This is a genomic window from Sphingobacterium sp. LZ7M1 (assembly GCF_024296865.1).
GTDB lineage: Bacteria > Bacteroidota > Bacteroidia > Sphingobacteriales > Sphingobacteriaceae > Sphingobacterium.
This window is the reverse complement of sequence record NZ_CP101134.1, coordinates 2543263-2561303: the sequence shown is the minus strand read 5'-3', so window position 1 is coordinate 2561303 and position 18041 is coordinate 2543263. Positions and strand designations below refer to the sequence as shown.

The 18041-nt window shown below is 39.3% G+C and carries 16 protein-coding genes; 12 read left to right on the top strand and 4 right to left on the bottom strand.

The genetic code is table 11. The annotated features are described in order from the left end of the window. Nucleotides 1–43 precede the first annotated feature (43 nt). The gene (gene lysS / locus NMK93_RS11130; RefSeq protein WP_185212242.1) at nt 44–1762 is read right to left on the bottom strand and encodes a lysine--tRNA ligase; all 1719 of its coding nucleotides are present in this window, start codon (nt 1760–1762) and stop codon (nt 44–46) included. Nucleotides 1763–2031: 269 nt separating this feature from the next. Here lysS and NMK93_RS11125 point away from each other — a divergent pair, with 269 nt between their 5' ends. From NMK93_RS11125 to NMK93_RS11100, 6 genes are all read left to right on the top strand, one after another. Then, on the top strand, nt 2032–2280 hold the full coding sequence (locus NMK93_RS11125) for a type B 50S ribosomal protein L31 (RefSeq protein WP_093096812.1): 249 nt from the start codon (nt 2032–2034) through the stop codon (nt 2278–2280). Between the two features lie 75 nt (nt 2281–2355). Then, nucleotides 2356–3558 (top strand): putative sugar nucleotidyl transferase, encoded by a 1203-nt coding sequence (locus NMK93_RS11120; RefSeq protein ID WP_254527286.1) that lies wholly within the window; start codon nt 2356–2358, stop codon nt 3556–3558. Between the two features lie 23 nt (nt 3559–3581). Continuing rightward, complete coding sequence (gene tpiA / locus NMK93_RS11115; RefSeq protein WP_254527285.1) at nt 3582–4349, top strand: triose-phosphate isomerase; 768 nt, start codon at nt 3582–3584, stop codon at nt 4347–4349. A gap of 3 nt (nt 4350–4352) precedes the next feature. Next, entirely contained in the window at nt 4353–5195 is an 843-nt protein-coding gene (prmA, locus tag NMK93_RS11110) for a 50S ribosomal protein L11 methyltransferase (RefSeq protein WP_254527284.1), read from the top strand. Continuing rightward, on the top strand, nt 5196–6566 hold the full coding sequence (locus NMK93_RS11105; RefSeq protein ID WP_185212238.1) for a UDP-N-acetylmuramate--L-alanine ligase: 1371 nt from the start codon (nt 5196–5198) through the stop codon (nt 6564–6566). It begins immediately after the preceding gene. A gap of 106 nt (nt 6567–6672) precedes the next feature. Next, entirely contained in the window at nt 6673–7002 is a 330-nt protein-coding gene (locus NMK93_RS11100; RefSeq protein WP_093096800.1) for a helix-turn-helix domain-containing protein, read from the top strand. A 135-nt stretch (nt 7003–7137) separates the two neighbouring features. On the opposite strand, the gene NMK93_RS11095 is transcribed toward NMK93_RS11100, so the two are convergent. After that, complete coding sequence (locus NMK93_RS11095; RefSeq protein ID WP_093096797.1) at nt 7138–7998, bottom strand: RNA polymerase sigma factor RpoD/SigA; 861 nt, start codon at nt 7996–7998, stop codon at nt 7138–7140. A gap of 301 nt (nt 7999–8299) precedes the next feature. On the opposite strand from NMK93_RS11095, the gene NMK93_RS11090 reads away from it, so the two are divergent. Then, nucleotides 8300–8506: a helix-turn-helix transcriptional regulator gene (locus NMK93_RS11090; RefSeq protein WP_093096784.1), complete on the top strand. Its 207-nt coding sequence runs from the start codon at nt 8300–8302 to the stop codon at nt 8504–8506. Here NMK93_RS11090 and fmt read toward each other — a convergent pair. Further along, nucleotides 8503–9435, bottom strand: a complete 933-nt coding sequence (gene fmt, locus NMK93_RS11085) for a methionyl-tRNA formyltransferase (protein WP_254527283.1) — start codon at nt 9433–9435, stop codon at nt 8503–8505. The two genes, NMK93_RS11090 and fmt, sit on opposite strands and share 4 nt — an antisense overlap. Nucleotides 9436–9527: 92 nt before the next feature. Here fmt and NMK93_RS11080 point away from each other — a divergent pair, with 92 nt between their 5' ends. The 4 genes from NMK93_RS11080 to NMK93_RS11065 all read left to right on the top strand — a co-directional run bounded on the left by NMK93_RS11080 (nt 9528) and on the right by NMK93_RS11065 (nt 14591). Beyond that, entirely contained in the window at nt 9528–10745 is a 1218-nt protein-coding gene (locus NMK93_RS11080; RefSeq protein WP_254527282.1) for an ABC transporter permease, read from the top strand. Nucleotides 10746–10853: 108 nt separating this feature from the next. Continuing rightward, complete coding sequence (locus NMK93_RS11075; protein WP_254527281.1) at nt 10854–12989, top strand: cation:proton antiporter; 2136 nt, start codon at nt 10854–10856, stop codon at nt 12987–12989. Nucleotides 12990–13006: 17 nt separating this feature from the next. Then, nucleotides 13007–14269, top strand: a complete 1263-nt coding sequence (icd, locus tag NMK93_RS11070; RefSeq protein ID WP_254527280.1) for an NADP-dependent isocitrate dehydrogenase — start codon at nt 13007–13009, stop codon at nt 14267–14269. Nucleotides 14270–14333: 64 nt separating this feature from the next. After that, on the top strand, nt 14334–14591 hold the full coding sequence (locus tag NMK93_RS11065; protein ID WP_254527279.1) for a hypothetical protein: 258 nt from the start codon (nt 14334–14336) through the stop codon (nt 14589–14591). A gap of 225 nt (nt 14592–14816) precedes the next feature. On the opposite strand, the gene katG is transcribed toward NMK93_RS11065, so the two are convergent. After that, complete coding sequence (katG, locus tag NMK93_RS11060) at nt 14817–17096, bottom strand: catalase/peroxidase HPI (protein ID WP_254527278.1); 2280 nt, start codon at nt 17094–17096, stop codon at nt 14817–14819. Between the two features lie 455 nt (nt 17097–17551). Between katG and NMK93_RS11055 the strand changes: the two genes are divergently transcribed. Further along, nucleotides 17552–17938 carry a hypothetical protein gene (locus tag NMK93_RS11055; protein WP_254527277.1) on the top strand — a complete coding sequence of 129 codons (387 nt, stop codon included), beginning with the start codon at nt 17552–17554 and terminating at the stop codon, nt 17936–17938. Nucleotides 17939–18041: the final 103 nt, after the last annotated feature.

The following is an 18041-nucleotide window of genomic DNA, read 5'->3' as shown; positions in this document are numbered from 1 at the left end:
TCCAATGATTATTCATTGGAGCTTTTTTATTGTTTTGTTATGTTTATTCGAACCAAGCCAAGACTTCGTCTTTTGTTGGCATGGCAACGTCTAATTTCATTTTCTTACGCATTCCGCCCAAGTCATTGAAAACTTTGTTTGGGTTAGCTTCTTTGAGAAGTTCAATGGTCGTGAATCCCATTTTTTGAAGTACGGGAACCCATGCTTCAGGAATTCCTTGTTCTACATAATCAGCTGTTGAAGCAACTTTAGCAACTTTTTCAGGACGCATCTGAGGGAAGAATAGCACTTCTTGGATCGAAGGGTTGTTGGTCAGGAACATGATCAATCTGTCCATTCCGATTCCTAGTCCTGAGGTAGGAGGCATACCGTATTCCAATGAACGCAAGAAATCCTGGTCAATGAACATGGCTTCGTCATCACCTTTCTCAGATAGTTTTAGTTGATGCTCGAAACGTTCTCTTTGATCAATAGGATCGTTAAGCTCAGAATATGCGTTGGCAATTTCCTTACCGCAGACCATCAGTTCAAAACGTTCTGTCAATTCTGGATTGTCTCTATGTTTTTTTGTCAATGGAGACATTTCGATAGGGTAGTCTGTGATAAATGTAGGCTGGATAAAGTTCCCTTCACATTTCTCTCCGAAGATTTCATCGATCAACTTTCCTTTACCCATCGTGTCATTTACATCGATTCCCATGCCTTTTGCTGCCTGGCGGATTTCATCCTCCGATTTTCCTGTGATATCAAAACCGGTGAACTGTTTGATAGCATCCGTCATGCTCACCCTAGGATAAGGCGCTTTGAAATCAACCTGATGCTCGCCAAATGTAGCTTCTGTAGTACCGTTTACCGCGATTGCACAGTGCTCTAATAGATTTTCTGTGAAATCCATCATCCAGTTGTAGTCTTTATAGGCTACATAGATTTCCATAGCGGTAAACTCCGGGTTATGTGTTCTGTCCATACCTTCATTTCTGAAGTTTTTGGAGAACTCATAGACTCCATCAAAACCTCCAACGATCAATCTTTTCAGATAAAGTTCATTGGCGATACGCAGATACAATGGGATATCCAATGCATTGTGATGGGTAATGAATGGACGTGCAGCCGCTCCACCAGGGATTGCCTGTAAGATCGGAGTCTCTACTTCCATATATCCAGCGTTGTTGAAGTATTCACGCATAGCGTTGAACAGCTTCGTACGCTTAACAAAAATCTCTTTATTATGGGAATTTACGATCAGGTCAACATAGCGCATTCTATAGCGTTGTTCTGGATCTGTAAAGGCATCAAAAGTCTTTCCGTCTGCTTCCTTAACGATAGGAAGAGGTCTCAAAGCTTTGGTAAGTACCTTTAAGGTTTGGACGTGGATACTGATTTCTCCCGTTTGGGTAGTGAACACAAAACCAGTGATACCAATGATATCACCGATATCCAATAACTTTTTGAATACGGTATTATATAAGGTCTTGTCTTCGTCAGGGCAGATGTCATCACGTTTTACGTAAGCTTGAATACGCCCGGTCGAATCTTGAAGTTCCAAGAATGAGGCACTCCCCATCACACGGCGACTCATGATACGTCCAGCAAAACTGATGCTTTTATAATTGATCTTATCTCTTTCGTAGTTTTCTAAAATATCTTCAGCCGTAGCATTTACTTTGAACTCTTCAGCTGGGAAGGGGTCAATGCCTAGGTCGATCAAGGCTTTCAGGTTTAGCCTTCTTTGTTGTTCTTGTTCAGATAATCCGATGCTCATTTTACGTACAACTTATAATGTTGTGCAAAAGTATGAAATTAGAACTATTTAATGATGCTTATGAAGAAAAAAGGCTTGTATTTGACGGGATTTGTTTACTTTTGTAATTCTGCTGATGAAAATCCTCGGAAATGTATTTGCTGATTCAAAGGCAAGTAGAACTTATTCACAGGTGTGGAAATGAATTTGTTTATGTTTTTTGTATTTGAATGAAAAATAAATTATCTTTGCACCTCAATTGTTGAATTATATAGTAATCATAAGATAAAATGAAAAAAGATTTGCATCCATCAAACTACAGATTAGTTGTATTTAAAGACATGTCTAATGACTACGCTTTCGTTACTAAATCTTGTGTTGATACAAAAGAAACTATTACTTGGGAAGATGGTAACGAGTACCCATTGGTAAAGTTAGAGATTTCTCACACATCACACCCATTCTACACTGGTAAGATGAAATTGGTTGATACAGCTGGACGTATTGATAAATTCCGTAGCCGTTACAACAAAAAGTAATATTCTTTACTATAAAGAAACTGATATTATCCCGATAAAGTTTATTTGTCGGGATTTTTTATGTACATTTATTTCATGTCGCTAACCATAGTTTTATTTGATAACGCGCACTGGCGTAAGCGTCTCTTTCCTTTTGCTTCAACCCGTCCGGTTGGCAATATCAGAACAGGTATTTGTACATTGAATGAAAAATGGGAGCATATTTTCCAATCTCCGGCAACTTATTTTACTGCTGATCATCTATCCGGAAAATATCCCTTTGAACATCAGGATTCTCCTGAATTTCTTTTTATCAGGGCCAATGTCCTGCCTTCTGAAAGCTTGGTCAAAGAATTGAAAGCAATGGAAAAAGGAGATGTGCTGGTCGATGAAACTTCATGGATCGCCATCAAGACCAGCGAACCTAGTCTGGACCTTGAAAACCTATTTGAAAATTACAATCCCATCAAGTCATCTTCTGAAATACACTGTTTAAGATTTCTGGAAGATATATTCCTTCAAAATAAATCCCAATTACTTTTCGACTATAATTTATTGACCGCTGGTCGCCAATCTGCTGCTATCAGTGAGACTAACATGGTGTTTGGTTCTTGGATATTTATTGAAGAGGGTGCTCAGGTGGAAGGAGTAAGTTTAAATAGCTTGGAAGGGCCTATTTATATAGGAAAGGATGCAAAGATTGAAGAAGGGGCGTTTTTGAAGGGTTATGTGGCTATTGGTGATGCTGCCAGGGTGAAGTCGGGAGCGAGGATATATCCAAATACCAGTATAGGTCCGGGAAGCACCGTTTGCGGAGAAATCAATAATACGGTGATCTGGGGAAACAGTGCCAAAGGACATGAAGGCTATTTAGGTTGCTCTGTGATCGGCGAAGGCTGCAACATAGGAGCCGGATCCTCCAATTCGAATCTGAAAAACAATTGGCAGTTTGTACGGTTGTTTGATTATGAGGATCTTAGCTACCGTGAAACCAGTGAATATAAATGTGGATTATTTATGGGTGACTATGCGATGTGTGCCATAAATTCTTCATTTACAACAGGGTCCGTAATTGGCGTCGGCTCACAGATTGCAATGTCAAAATTTATTCCCAAATTTGTGCCTGATTTCAGTTGGTTGACCGACAGAGAATCGACTGCTTATACTTTTGAGAAATTTATCAATATGATGGAGCGAAGGGAACAAATAACAGGTTCGGAAAGTCTGCAAAGCAATCTCTCCATTTTCAAATATATATTTGATGATGTCAAATACCTGCATGTGGAAAATCAATCTTAAACATATAATAAATACAAAACACTATGCGTAAAAATATTGTAGCTGGAAACTGGAAAATGAACATGGATTATGAGCAAGGAATTAGCTTGTTCTCAGAAATCGTGAATATGGTGAAGGACGAGGTGATTGGAAATCAAGAAGTCGTTGTATGTAGCCCGTTTATCCATTTGGCAGCAATTTCTAAATTAAGTGCTTCTACCAAGAATGTATCTATCGGTGCTCAAAACATCAATGAACACGAATCTGGTGCTTATACTGGTGAGATCTCTGCATCGCAGGTGAAATCTACTGGTGCAGAATACGTGATTTTGGGACACTCTGAACGCCGTGCTTATTTTGGTGAAACAGATGAGCTTTTGGCAGAGAAAGTTGATGCCGCACTTAAGCATAATCTTAAGCCTATTTTCTGTATCGGTGAAACTAAGGATGAGCGTGAGTCGGGTTCTTATTTTGATGTGATCAAAACACAATTGAGCAAAGCCTTGTTCCACTTAGATGCAGAAGCTTTTAAAAACATCGTTTTGGCCTATGAGCCGGTTTGGGCAATCGGAACTGGATTGACAGCTAGCCCTGAGCAAGCTCAAGAAGTCCATGCTTTTATCCGTAAAACCTTAGCTGATCAGTTTGGTCAAGAGGTTGCTGACAATACTAGCATTCTTTATGGTGGTAGTGCCAATCCATCAAACGCACAGAGCCTATTCTCTCAGCCTGATATCGACGGTGGATTGATCGGTGGTGCATCATTGAAATCACGTGATTTCTTGCAAATTATTAACGTTTTTAACGCTTAAAATATGAAGTATACAGCAGTTGCTTTTACATCCTCCAATATTGAGGAATGGCAAAAGGATTTGCTTATAGCTGAATTGGCAAACCTTGGTTTTGATACTTTCGAGGATCAAGACCAAGGTTTTGTTGCTTATATTCCAGCTGCCAACCTGGATATCCAGGCTCTTGAGACTGTTTTGGTCGCCGAAACAGAAGGCTATGACATTTCCTATGTGGTGAAAGAATTGGAGAACAAGAACTGGAACCAAGTTTGGGAAAGCAATTTTAGTCCTATTGTAGTCGATGATCAATGTTATGTTCGGGCTACTTTCCATGAGGATAAGCCTGAATATCCGTATCAGATCATCATTGATCCGAAAATGTCTTTCGGAACAGGCCATCATCAAACTACCTCCATGATGCTTTCGTACATCTTGGAAAACGATTTTGATGGCAAGGCTGTTTTAGATATGGGCTGCGGAACTGGGATCTTGGCGATCCTGGCTTCTAAAAGAGGGGCATCGAATATTCTTGCCGTTGATTTTGACCCCATCTGTGTGGAAAGTGTCTTGGAAAACAAGCTGCTGAACCATGTAGACAATATTGAAGCTAAATTGGGCTCTAAAGAGGCAATAGAAGGCAAGAAATTTAATACCATATTGGCAAACATCAATAGGAACATCTTGTTGGATCAATTTGATGTATATTTTGCTGACCTTGAAAATCCTGGAGAGTTGTACATCTCCGGTTTTTATGATGGTGAGGATTTAGAAATCTTAAAGAACAAAGCTGAAAGCTTAGGTTTTCAATTTGTAGAAAAAAAAGTGCTGGATACCTGGTGTGCAGCCAAATTCATTAAAGCAAACTAAATGCGCATTCATTTTATTGCCATAGGCGGAAGTATCATGCATAATTTAGCTATTAATTTAGCTGAACAAGGCCATCAAGTAACGGGTTCTGATGATCAAATCGTAGAGCCTTCGAAATCTCAGCTTCGTGAAGCTGGTTTGTTGCCGAAAGAGCTTGGTTGGTTCCCGGAAAAGATTACAGAAGATATTGATGCTGTAATTTTGGGGATGCATGCCGATGAAAACAATCCTGAACTACAAAAAGCTAAGGATTTAGGGATCAGGATCTACTCTTTCCCTGAATTTGTCTATGAACAGAGTGCCGAGAAAACACGTGTTGTCATCGCCGGTACGTATGGTAAAACAACCATTACCAGTATGATCATGCATGTCCTGAAAAAACTGGGACGGAATTTCGATTATCTGGTAGGGGCTCAGTTGGAAGGATTTGATGACCTTCTGCAATTGAATCCTGAAAATAATTTAATGATTATTGAAGGGGATGAGTATTATGCTTCAGCAGTTAATAAACAATCAAAATTCTTAAAATATAAGCCCAATATTGCCTTGATCAGTGGTATTGATTGGGATCACTTTAAAACCGTTATCACAGAAGAAGAATATTTTAAGCAGTTTGAGGACTTTATACGTACGATTGTACCTAAAGGCACGCTAATATATAACAAGGACGATAAAAACACCAGAGAAGTGGTCGAAAAGACCATGGATATCAAAATAAATCGCCATGGTTATAAATTGCCAGAGTATACCATTAACAAAGGCGTAACATACATCCATGTCGCCGATGAGAATATTCCCCTAAAGGTTTTCGGAAAACATAATCTATCCAATATTGCTGGGGCTTTCACGGTTTGTGAGTGGCTAGGAGTGAAGCGAGATGAGTTTTATGGCGCAATCCAGGATTTTAAGAGCTCAATCCGGTACCTTGAGTTTGTCGCCAGCCAGAACGGAAGTGTAGTATATCAGGACTTTGCACACACGCCAAGTAAACTGCGGTCCAGTATCCATGCCGTTAAGGAACAATTCCCGAATCAGGCATTGGTAACTGTCATTGAATTAAATGCATACGACAGTCTTGACTCTGAGTTTATTACGGAATACGCAAATTCGATGAATGAATCGGATTTCGCTGTCGTATTCGTTAATACATCACTTATAAAGGAAAAAAATATTGCTTTAGATAACTTAATTTGGCGTTTAACTGAAGCTTTTAACCATCCTTCCTTCCATGTGATCACGCAAATGTCTGATTTAGAGGATTTTTTGGAGACTTTTAAGTCTAATGGGTATAATTTGCTGTTTATGAGTTCAAACAACTACAATGGAGTAAATATGAGTAGTTTTGCAGATAAATTTTTGAGAAATTTTTAACATTCTTTCTGAATTTTTTTAAAATTTTAATAATGGGATTTTGAAATTTACTTTATTTGTTTAAATTTGATAATTACTTAATAAATAAATATTTTACATTTTACCCATGAATGCATTAGGAAAAAAAATTAGATTACTTAGACATCAAAAAGGATGGAGTCAGGAGGATGTAGCAAAAAGGCTAGATATTTCGATTCCCGCTTTTTCTAAGATTGAAACTGGAATTACTGATGTCAATTTATCGAGATTAAACCAAATTTCTAAATTGTTTGGATTATCTCTTGTACAATTGTTGTCTACTTCAGACCCTGAAGAAGACAAACAAATTCAGAATGAAGTAAACGAGCTTCAAAAACGTCTTCAAGCACGTGAAGTAGAAGTTATCGATTTGCAAAAAAAGGTAATTGACTTATACGAACAATTACATAAGAAATAACAAAATTATTTCTAAAGGAAAAAGCCTTGTACATTGCGTGCTAGGCTTTTTTTTATTTTCAGTGAAAAAATATTAAACAAAAAAAATGCGCAATTTTACTTGCGCATTCCTATTGTTAAATCATAAAGTCTCTTATTATCCTAAATATGATTTTAGGATCTTGCTTCTAGAGGTGTGTCTCAGACGCTGTAACGCCTTGTCTTTAATTTGACGCACACGCTCTCTAGTCAAGCTGAATTTCTCTCCAATCTCTTCCAATGACAATTGATGGTTTGATCCTAATCCGAAGAACAATACAATGATTTCTCTTTCGCGCTCTGTTAAAGTAGCCAACGATCTTTTGATTTCTTCCGATAAAGACTCATCGATTAATGAACTGTCAGTGTCAGGGTCGCTGTTTTCCAAAACGTCCAATAGGGTGTTTTCTTCACCTTGTACAAATGGTGCATCCATAGATACGTGACGTCCAGAATTACTTAATGTATCCGAAACTTTGTCAACCGTGGTTTCCAAAATATCCGCTAATTCTTCTGGAGATGGTTCACGCTCATATTCTTGCTCCAATTTTGAAAAGGCCTTGCTGATTTTGCTTAAGGACCCTACTTGGTTCAATGGTAAACGAACGATACGAGATTGCTCAGCAATTGCCTGTAAAATTGATTGACGAATCCACCAAACTGCATAAGAAATAAACTTAAACCCTTTTGTCTCATCGAATCTCTTTGCTGCTTTTATTAAGCCTAAGTTCCCTTCGTTGATCAAGTCCCCTAAGGTCAAACCTTGATTCTGGTATTGTTTTGCAACGGATACTACGAAACGTAAGTTGGTTTTTGTTAATTTCTCCAAAGCAACCTGATCGCCTTCACGAATTCTTTGAGCTAGAATAACCTCTTCTTCTGCCGAAATTAAATCTACCTTGCCGATTTCATGCAAATACTTGTCTAGTGATTGCGATTCACGGTTGGTGATGGATTGTGTAATTTTGAGCTGTCTCATCTAAATAAATAAACCTTTCTTTTCTGAAATGTTTGCAAACATAACGAATTTATCCCAATTATTTCTAATCTTATTGTAATTTATTAACTCATTATGAGTTAGTTATCTGTGGTGAGTTGATGTTATACTAACATCAAAAATCATTCCAAAAACCTGTCAATCTCGCCGATTTACAAGTATTTAACACACATTTAACTAATTTTTCTTGCGTATTTCATTTTCCTTTTTCTCGTTATAAAACAAATCGAAACATGAATTGTTTTCATCAATAATATTATTCAAAAGCAAAAATAGATCTGTTATGCCTATAATTGTTCATTTAGACGAAATCATGTCTCAGAGAAAAATGTCTCTGAATGAATTGAGCGCAAAAGTTGGTATCACACTTTCCAACCTTTCCATAATTAAAAACCAAAAGGCTAAAGCAATACGAATCAGTACGTTGGATGCGATTTGCAAAGCCTTAGACTGTCAGCCTGGTGATATTTTTAAGTATGTAGAAGATTAATCTGTCAATTTGTCCAAGCGAAAGCCCCTAAGAAAATCACTAACTAACATTCTCTTCTTTCCTTCAATTTGTACTTCAGTAAGTTTTAGATAACCGTCTCCAGTTGCAAATTTCAAACTCGTTTTTCCATCCGATAGGTAAGAACCAGGTAAATCATTGTGTCCCGTAATTTCTTTTTCAGCCGAATAAATCTTTAAGACCTTGCCATCTAAGTGGGTAAATGCCGCTGGATATGGACTGAGTCCCCTGATTAAATTATAAATTTCTTCCGTACTTTTATTCCAGTCGATCAGGCAATCCTCTTTAAAGATTTTAGGAGCATGCTTTAATTCTGAATTCTCCCCTAAATCATCCTGTGGGATTGGGTTGATGTTGCCTGTTTTTATGGCATTTACGGTTTTTATCAGTAATTCTGCTCCAGCAACCATCAATTTGTCATGAAGGTCTCCGGCATTATCGGTGTCGGAAATAGGGACTTCTGTCGAATATAGGATGTTCCCAGTATCAATTTCATGCTGCAATAAGAAGGTCGTGACACCTGAACTTTTTTCACCGTTAATAATTGCGTGATTAATTGGAGCTGCTCCGCGATAATTTGGCAGTAGTGAGGCGTGTACATTGATTGTTCCCTTTGCGGGCATGTTCCAGACCAATTCAGGTAACATTCTGAAAGCAACCACCACTTGCAAATCTGCACGGTAGGATTTTAATTCTTCCAAAAATGTGGGGTCTTTTAATTTTTGCGGCTGAAGCACAGGGATGTTTTGTGATACCGCAAATTGCTTTACAGCGGATTCATGGATTTTCTGGCCTCTTCCTGCAGGCTTATCAGGACCCGTAACTACTGCAACCACTTCTTCGCCCGCATCGATCAATGCTTTCAACGAAGCAACTGCAAAGTCTGGGGTGCCCATAAATATAATACGCATATATGAATAAATTACCTTAAGGATGCTAAGACATCCTTATTGTTGGACGACAAATTTTATTAACTTTGCGAAGTTACAAATTTAATTTAAGCTTGAATTTTCCATATTTCTTAGCCAAGAGGATCACACTTGAAGGAAACCGTACGTTTTCCAAATTAATCGTGCGCGTCACTATTGGGGCTTTGGCCTTGGCTATTATGGCTATTATTCTTGCTGTAGCAATCCTTAATGGATTCAAAAGCGAAATTACGGAAAAACAAAGGGGCTTTTTTGGTGATATCATTATCCTCAAGAATGAACAAAATGACTCCTATGTCAATTCCCCAATTTCAATGGACGAAAAGCAATTAGCTCGAATCAAACAAAATCCCAATGTTTTAGAGGTTTATCCTTTTGCTACCAAGGCCGGTATCATGAATGTGAAGGGGGAGGTTGAAGGAGTCCTGATGAAAGGGATCGATAAAGACTATGACCAAGACTTTCTGTCCAAAACAATCCTTGAAGGCGATACCATAAACTTTTCTGCCGAAGATGCCGATAATCAACTCTTGATTTCTTCCTTGATGGCCAATAGGCTCCATCTGAAAGTTGGTGAAAGCTTTATCATGTACTTCATCCAAGAGCCGGTGAGGAAACGGAAATTTGTTGTCAAAGGAATCTTCTCCACCAACTCCGAGGAACTTGATAAAATTTATGTGATCGGTTCGCTTCCCTTGATCAGAAGGTTGAACAATCTCGAGGATCATCAAGCTGGTGGTTATGAAGTCCGTGTTAGGGACTTTAACCAACTCTTTAAAACTACAGATGAGCTAAACAATAATTTGGGGGTAAGTCTATATGCTACCAATGTTGTCATGCAAATGCAGGATATTTTCAATTGGCTGAATATGCTCGACATGAACGACAATATTATTTTTGTTCTGATGGTGGTGGTGGCAGTCATCAACATGATCTCAGCATTATTGATCTCCATTTTGGAAAGATCACCGATGATAGGGATGCTTAAGGCATTAGGGATGAGAAACACAAAGATCAGGACTGTATTTCTGTACAATTCATTATACCTGATCGGTTACGGACTTGTCCTTGGCAATCTGGTAGCCTTAGGTTTATACGCATTCCAGACCAGTACGCATTTTTTCAAGCTCGATCCAAGTATCTATTATGTTTCCTTTGTGCCCATGGAAATATCATGGATGGCAGTTTTATGGCTAAATGTTTCACTCATTGGCATTGCCTTGGTCACTTTGTTTATTCCATCCATGTTGATCTCGCGGATATCACCGATTAAGACCATACAATTCAAGTAACATTCTTGCCAAATTACTGGCCCTAATCATTATTTACCTTAATTTTCATTATCTTTCCGATGAAAACAATCTCAGTTTTCAATTGTATTGACTTACAGAAATAATTATATGAGCGACAAAATTTTTGACCACTTAATCCACGCGTTCGAAGCACCACTAACTAATCCGGTGCTTATATTTTCTCTAGTACTCTTCATTATTTTATTGTCACCCATATTACTGAGACCCATCAAAGTCCCAGGTATTATAGGACTGATTATCTCAGGGATGATCATTGGCCCGCATGGACTGAACTGGTTGGAAAAGAATTCCGCTGTAGACCTTTTTTCTACCATTGGATTACTTTACATCATGTTTATTGCAGGTTTGGAGCTAGACATGAACGAATTCAAAAAGACCAAGCACAAGTCTGCCATGTTCGGTCTTTTCACCTTTATTATCCCAATTTCCATTGGATTTCCGGTCTGTTATTATGTCTTGGACTATAGCCTGCTCACCAGTATTTTGATTGCGAGCATGTTTGCCACCCATACTTTGGTTTCTTATCCTATTGTTAACCGTTACGGTATTTCGAAGAACGAGGCCGTTGCTATTACCATTGGGGGAACCATCTTAACGGATACCGCGGTGTTGATCATTTTGGCTGTCATCAAAGGTGCTTCACAGGGTGATATCAACAATGAATTCTGGGTAACCCTAGGTATTTCCTTTGCGATTTTCCTATTTATCATGTTCGGCGTCATTCCAAAAATTGCGAAATGGTTCTTTGAAAAGGTGGAAAGTGAAAAAACTGGACATTATATTTTCGTGCTTACCGTGGTGTTCTTTGCTGCTTTCCTTGCCGAGATGGCAAACCTTGAACCCATCATCGGAGCATTCGTTGCCGGATTGGCATTAAATAAACTGATTCCCCATTCATCCGCTCTGATGAACCGGATCGAATTTATTGGTAACGCAATATTTATCCCATTCTTCTTGATTTCCGTAGGGATGATCGTCGATATTGGTGTGATTACCAATAGCTCGGGATTGACTGTGTTTTATGTAGCCGGTGCATTGACCTTGGTAGGTATCGTAGGTAAGTTCTTGGCAGCTACGGCGACCCAATGGGCTTTCAAATATTCTACCAACGAGAGGAACCTGATCTTTGGCTTAAGTAATGCCCATGCGGCTGCGACTTTGGCTATTATTATGGTCGGATATAATAATGATATTATTGATGAGAATGTCCTGAACGGTACGATTATGCTGATTCTTGTCAGCTGTATCATAGCATCTATAGTCACTGAAAATGCTTCCAAGAAAATTGTATTGGAAGGAAGACAGCATGAAGAACATATCGAGCATGTGGAAGAGCATGACGAGCAGATCGTCATCCCTATTGCGAACCTGAATAATATGGAAGCCATCCTAGATTTTGCCACCTTGGTCAAATCAAAGAAATCTCCGCATCCATTGAATATCCTAAGTGTCGTGCCTAATGATGAATTGGCCGAGAGAAACCTGCATCAAGCTAGGCAGAACCTGGATAAAATGGCGAGATACGCCTCAGGTTCAGAAACGGAGGTCGAATTGCAGACCAAGGTCGATTTCAATATTGCAAATGGGATCAGTAGGGCATCCAAAGAAGCTTTTGCAGACTGTCTAATCTTAGGTTGGCCAAGTGCAACGAGCTTTGTTGAAAAGATCGTAGGTGAAAAAACCGAAAGTATCCTGAACCGAACAGACTCTACCTTGATGATGTGCAGGATCGAGAAACCGTTCATTACCAATAAGTCCATCACCGTTTTCGTTCCGCCATTAGCTGAATCTGAAGTAGGATTCGCTTATTGGATGGAGAAAATGACCAAGTTGGCATCCGAATTGACCCTGCCTATTACCTTCGTATGTAATCATAGAAGTCATCAGGCCATCATCCAGATGCTGGATTCCCTGAAATCTAGTGTTCCTGCAACTTTTGAACACTATGAAGATTGGGACAACATCTATGGATTGGCAACATTTAGCAATGCCGACTCGATGTTAGTCTTTGTTTCTGCTAGATATGGTGATGTTTCCTATCGAGATTCATTGGACGGACTTGCAAAGAGAGTAGGGAAGTACTATAAAAATCAGAACTTACTATTAATCTTTCCTTCTCGTCTTGAGGACCAACATATTGATGAATACGAAGATATCCAAACTGCGCCGATCTTTAGAAGGATCAGCCGTGAAATTGGGAATATGTTTAGTAAAGATAAATAACAATAAATCAGATTATTATGTCAAATAAGATCAGTATAGATTCAACAGGTAAATTATTAGTTCCCGATCAGGTTACCATACCTTTTATTATCGGCGATGGAATCGGTCCTGATATTTGGAAAGCTTCAGTAAGGGTTTTTGATGCAGCAGTTCAAAAGCTATATGCTGGAAAGCGTAAAATAAATTGGAAAGAGGTCCTTGCTGGAGAAAAAGCTTTCAATGAAACCGGAAGCTGGTTGCCAGAAGAAACCTTGGATGTTTTCAAGGAATACTTGGTAGGGATCAAAGGACCATTAACCACTCCAATTGGAGGAGGTATTCGTTCCTTGAATGTAGCATTGAGAAAAGAGTTAGATCTATATGTCTGCCAACGCCCCACAAAATGGTATGAAGGCGTTCCTTCGCCGGTAAAACATCCCGAAAAAGTGGACATGGTAGTTTTCAGGGAGAATACAGAGGATATCTATGCAGGAATTGAATTTGCAGCGGGTACCGCTGAATCCAAAAGAATCCAAGATTTTCTAAAGAATGACTTAAACGTCGATTACAACTTCAGCAACAGTACTGGGGTAGGATTGAAGTTTGTCTCTGAAGAAGGATCAAAGCGACTTATCCGTGCGGCAATTGAGTTTGCATTGGCAGAAGGACGTAAATCCGTAACGCTGGTCCATAAAGGCAATATCATGAAATATACTGAAGGGGCCTTTAAAAACTGGGGTTATGAATTGGCAGAAAAAGAGTTTTCCGACAAAGTCTATACTTGGAACCAATGGGAACAGACCAAGGCTAAGGATGGTCAGGATGCTGCAAATGCGGAGCAGAAAGCAGCTGAACAAGCCGGTAAACTGATCATCAAAGATATTATTGCCGATAACTTCCTTCAGCAGATCCTGTTGGCACCACAAGATTATGATGTGATTGCCACCCTGAACCTGAACGGAGATTATATTTCAGATGCTTTGGCTGCCATGGTAGGAGGAATTGGAATTGCCCCCGGAGCGAATATTAATTTCAAGACCGGCCATGCCATCTTTGAAGCGACACATGGTACTGCACCAAGGTTCGCAAATACCAATACCATGAATCCTTCATCTGTAATCCTTAGTGGGGTTATGATGCTGGAATACATGGGCTGGATAGAAGCTGCAGATGCCATTGTTGTTGCATTGGCAAAAACCATCAAGGATAAAACGGTTACCGTAGATTTCTATAACTTGATGGAAGGAGCAACACTTCTCAAAACATCGGAATTCGCAGATAAGATCATCGAAAAGATTTAATACTTTGCATTTCATGCATAAAAGCTGAACTTTACAAGGTTCAGCTTTTTTTGAACCATTATTTATGCAAAAATCAGATATCCCAAATTTTATCAGCTCTTCAGGCGTCTTCAATGTGCAGGAACTTGAACAATTGGCCAGTATTGAAGCAATCCCCACGGACGGAGAAATCGACAGCTTCAAATACGAACCCGAAATCCAGGAACTATTAAACGCCTTTATCGGCGATGAAAGCACCCGCATAACACACCAACTCCTCAAAGCCAAAGAATTCCTTAATCAAGGAAGGGTAGAAGAGGCATGGAAACTTATGCTGCTATAAAATAGAAAAGAGTGGAAGGATTCCACTCTTTTCTATTTTATAGCAGCAGTATCGAGATATGAGATTTGAGTATTGAGATATTAACCGTGTCAACTATATCTATAAAATAGACATAAGACATAAGACATAAGACATAAGACATTAAAACAAAGACATGTTTCAATCCCTGTGTCGTCTTAAATTTCCGGTTTCTATCTCATATATCTCACATCTCAAATCTCTGTACTATATCTCAAACCTATCAGCATTCATCACTTTGGTCCATGCTTTCACAAAATCCCTAACGAATTTCTCTTGTGCATCAGCACTTGCATAAACCTCAGCTACGACGCGGAGCTCAGAGTTGGATCCAAAGACTAGATCGGCTCTAGTTCCTGTCCATTTCGGTTGGCCAGTCTTGCGGTCCGTACCAATGTATAGCTCTTTGTCCTCAGATGCTGCTTTCCAGGAAGTATTCATGTCAAGCAAGTTTACCAAGAAGTCGTTGGTCAATTGACCTGGACGATCAGTGAAAACACCATCTTTAGAACCGTCGAAATTAGTATCCAATACACGCATACCTGCTAAAAGAACGGTTAATTCAGGAGCTGTAAGATTCAATAATTGAGCTTTGTCGATCAATAATTCTTCAGTACTTGAAGTGTATTTTCTTTTCTTGTAATTTCTGAAACCATCAGCGATAGGCTCTAAGAACCCTACAGATTCCACGTCGGTCTCCTCTTGCGAAGCATCCATACGACCTGGAGTAAATGGAACTTTAACTTCGTTTCCAGCATCTTTAGCTGCTTTTTCAATCCCTGCATTACCCGCAATAACAATCAAATCCGCAATGGTCAGCTTCTTGCCTGTGGTTTGTGCTTGGTTGAATTGGTCTTTTATATTTTCCAATACGCCCAATACCTTATTCAATTGCGCTGGATTGTTTACTGCCCAGTCCTTTTGAGGCGCTAAACGAACACGTGCACCATTGGCACCTCCGCGTTTGTCAGAACCACGGAAAGTGGAGGCTGATGCCCAAGCTGTGGAAACTAATTCAGAAACACTTAAACCTGAAGATAATACCTTGTTTTTAAGGTCTTCTACATCCGCTTCGTTAACCGTTTCATGGTTAAGTTCAGGAATTGGATCCTGCCATAGGAATTCTTCAGCAGGTACATCCGGGCCTAGATAGCGGGAGCGTGGCCCCATATCCCTATGGGTCAACTTAAACCATGCTTTTGCAAATGCATCAGCAAATTCATCTGGATTTTCTAAAAACCTACGTGATATTTTTTCGTAAGCAGGATCAACCCTCAAGGAAAGATCCGTCGTTAACATCGTTGGCTTACGTTTTTTATTAGGATCAAATGGATCAGGAATAACATCATCAGCATCTTTTGCCACCCATTGGAATGCACCGGCAGGACTTTTGGTCAATTCCCACTCATACCCAAATAGGTTTTCAAAGAAATTATTACTCCATTGTGTCGGCGTTTCTGTCCAGATTACTTCCAGGCCAGAAGTGATAGCATCTGCACCAACTCCTGAATTATAGGTGCTTTTCCAACCTAAACCTTGATCTTCTAAACCTGCAGCTTCCGGTTCCTTGCCTACATGGTCCGCTGGACCGGCACCATGGGTTTTTCCGAATGAGTGACCACCTGCAATAAGCGCTATGGTTTCTTCATCGTTCATCGCCATACGGCCAAAGGTATCACGGATATCTTTCGCAGCCAATAGCGGGTCAGGATTACCATCTGGACCTTCTGGGTTTACATAGATCAATCCCATTTGAACTGCCGCCAATGGATTCTCCAGATCCCTGGAATGCACATCGCCATCCGCTTTTTCTTCCCCCGATAGCACACCATGGTCTTTATCTACGATTCCTTCTGAACCATGCGAATATCTTACATCGCCACCTAACCAAGTATCCTCAGATCCCCAGTATACATCCTCATCGGGTTCAAAGGCATCCACACGACCACCTGCGAAACCAATGGTCTTAAATCCCATAGATTCCAAGGCTATATTTCCGGTCAGTACCAATAAGTCTGCCCAAGAAAGTCTCTTGCCGTATTTTTGTTTGATTGGCCACAATAATCTCCTTGCTTTATCCAAGCTCACGTTGTCTGGCCAGCTGTTCAAAGGAGCAAATCGCTGCTGTCCTGTTCCAGCACCACCGCGACCGTCACCTACTCTATAGGTACCCGCTGAGTGCCATGCCATACGTATGAATAAACCACCGTAATGACCAAAGTCGGCAGGCCACCAATCCTGCGAATCGGTCATCAAAGCATGAAGATCCTGTTTTACTGCCTCTAGATCCAATTTCTTGAATTCCTCAGCATAATCAAAATCTGGATCCATCGGATCAGATAGATTTGAATGCTGACGCAATAAACTAACCTTTAATTTTTTGGGCCACCAATCTGAAATTGTGGTTCCTCCGCCCGCAACCGTCAAATTCTGTTTAGCACTTCCATTATGAAATGGGCATTTGCTGATGTCATTTCCATTTTCCATATCTCTGAATTTATTTTCTATATAATATTTAAGTTAAATCGTATTTAATTGAACATCAAGGTGCATAGGCATAAATTCTTTGCCTCCTGCTTTAAATTTAACTAAAGATAGATAAATAAAACCTAAGATTATCATGCGTCTTGATAGATTTTATCTATGTAACATCAATGAAAAAATTAATAGTTTGAGAGGAATTTTAATATAGTTAAACTTTGGAAAACGCACTTAGGAAACGCTCAAGAGGATCAGATAAGATAGAGGTCTCAGGTACAATAGAAGGTCTAAGGTAAGGATAGAAGATCAGGCAAGAGTAGAGCTATCAGGTTTAAAAATTAGTTAATACTCCATTGCAAAATCAAAATATAATAAGCGCTTTTTCGTTATTTTATATGGTATTTCAATGACAGTATGATAAGCCCCGATTAATATTGCTCTATATAACTAAATTAAATGCTATGAAAAAGAAACCAATTGTTATAGTTCTTGTCACTATTCTCTTGATTCCCAATTTACCTGTAATCAATAAGTATGTCGCTCATCGATTGGATGAGGGGCATTTCAGATATGCTAACTTAGATGGGTCGTATACAACGACACAGCATTTTTCATTTAAAAGCCCAGCGTTTTCAATGTTTGGCTTTAAACAATTTATAAAAGAAACATCTCCAGCCAAAGAAAATCAAAAGCTGTATCGACTGTACAAAATTAATCCGCTATGTTTTTGGAGGTGGAACAATTATCTAAAAAACTCTATACATTTTGAATATAAGGATTGGGAAAATATCGAAAAGAACAGGCAAAAGAAGGGGATAGCTACCAACTCGACCTGGCAAAAATTCTAGCATCTTACATAAACAATATGAGGAATAAGAATAGCAGGTTCAGGTCTAAATACTAAGTACTAAATACTGTTATACTAAAAAAGCCGCTATAAGCGGCTTTTTT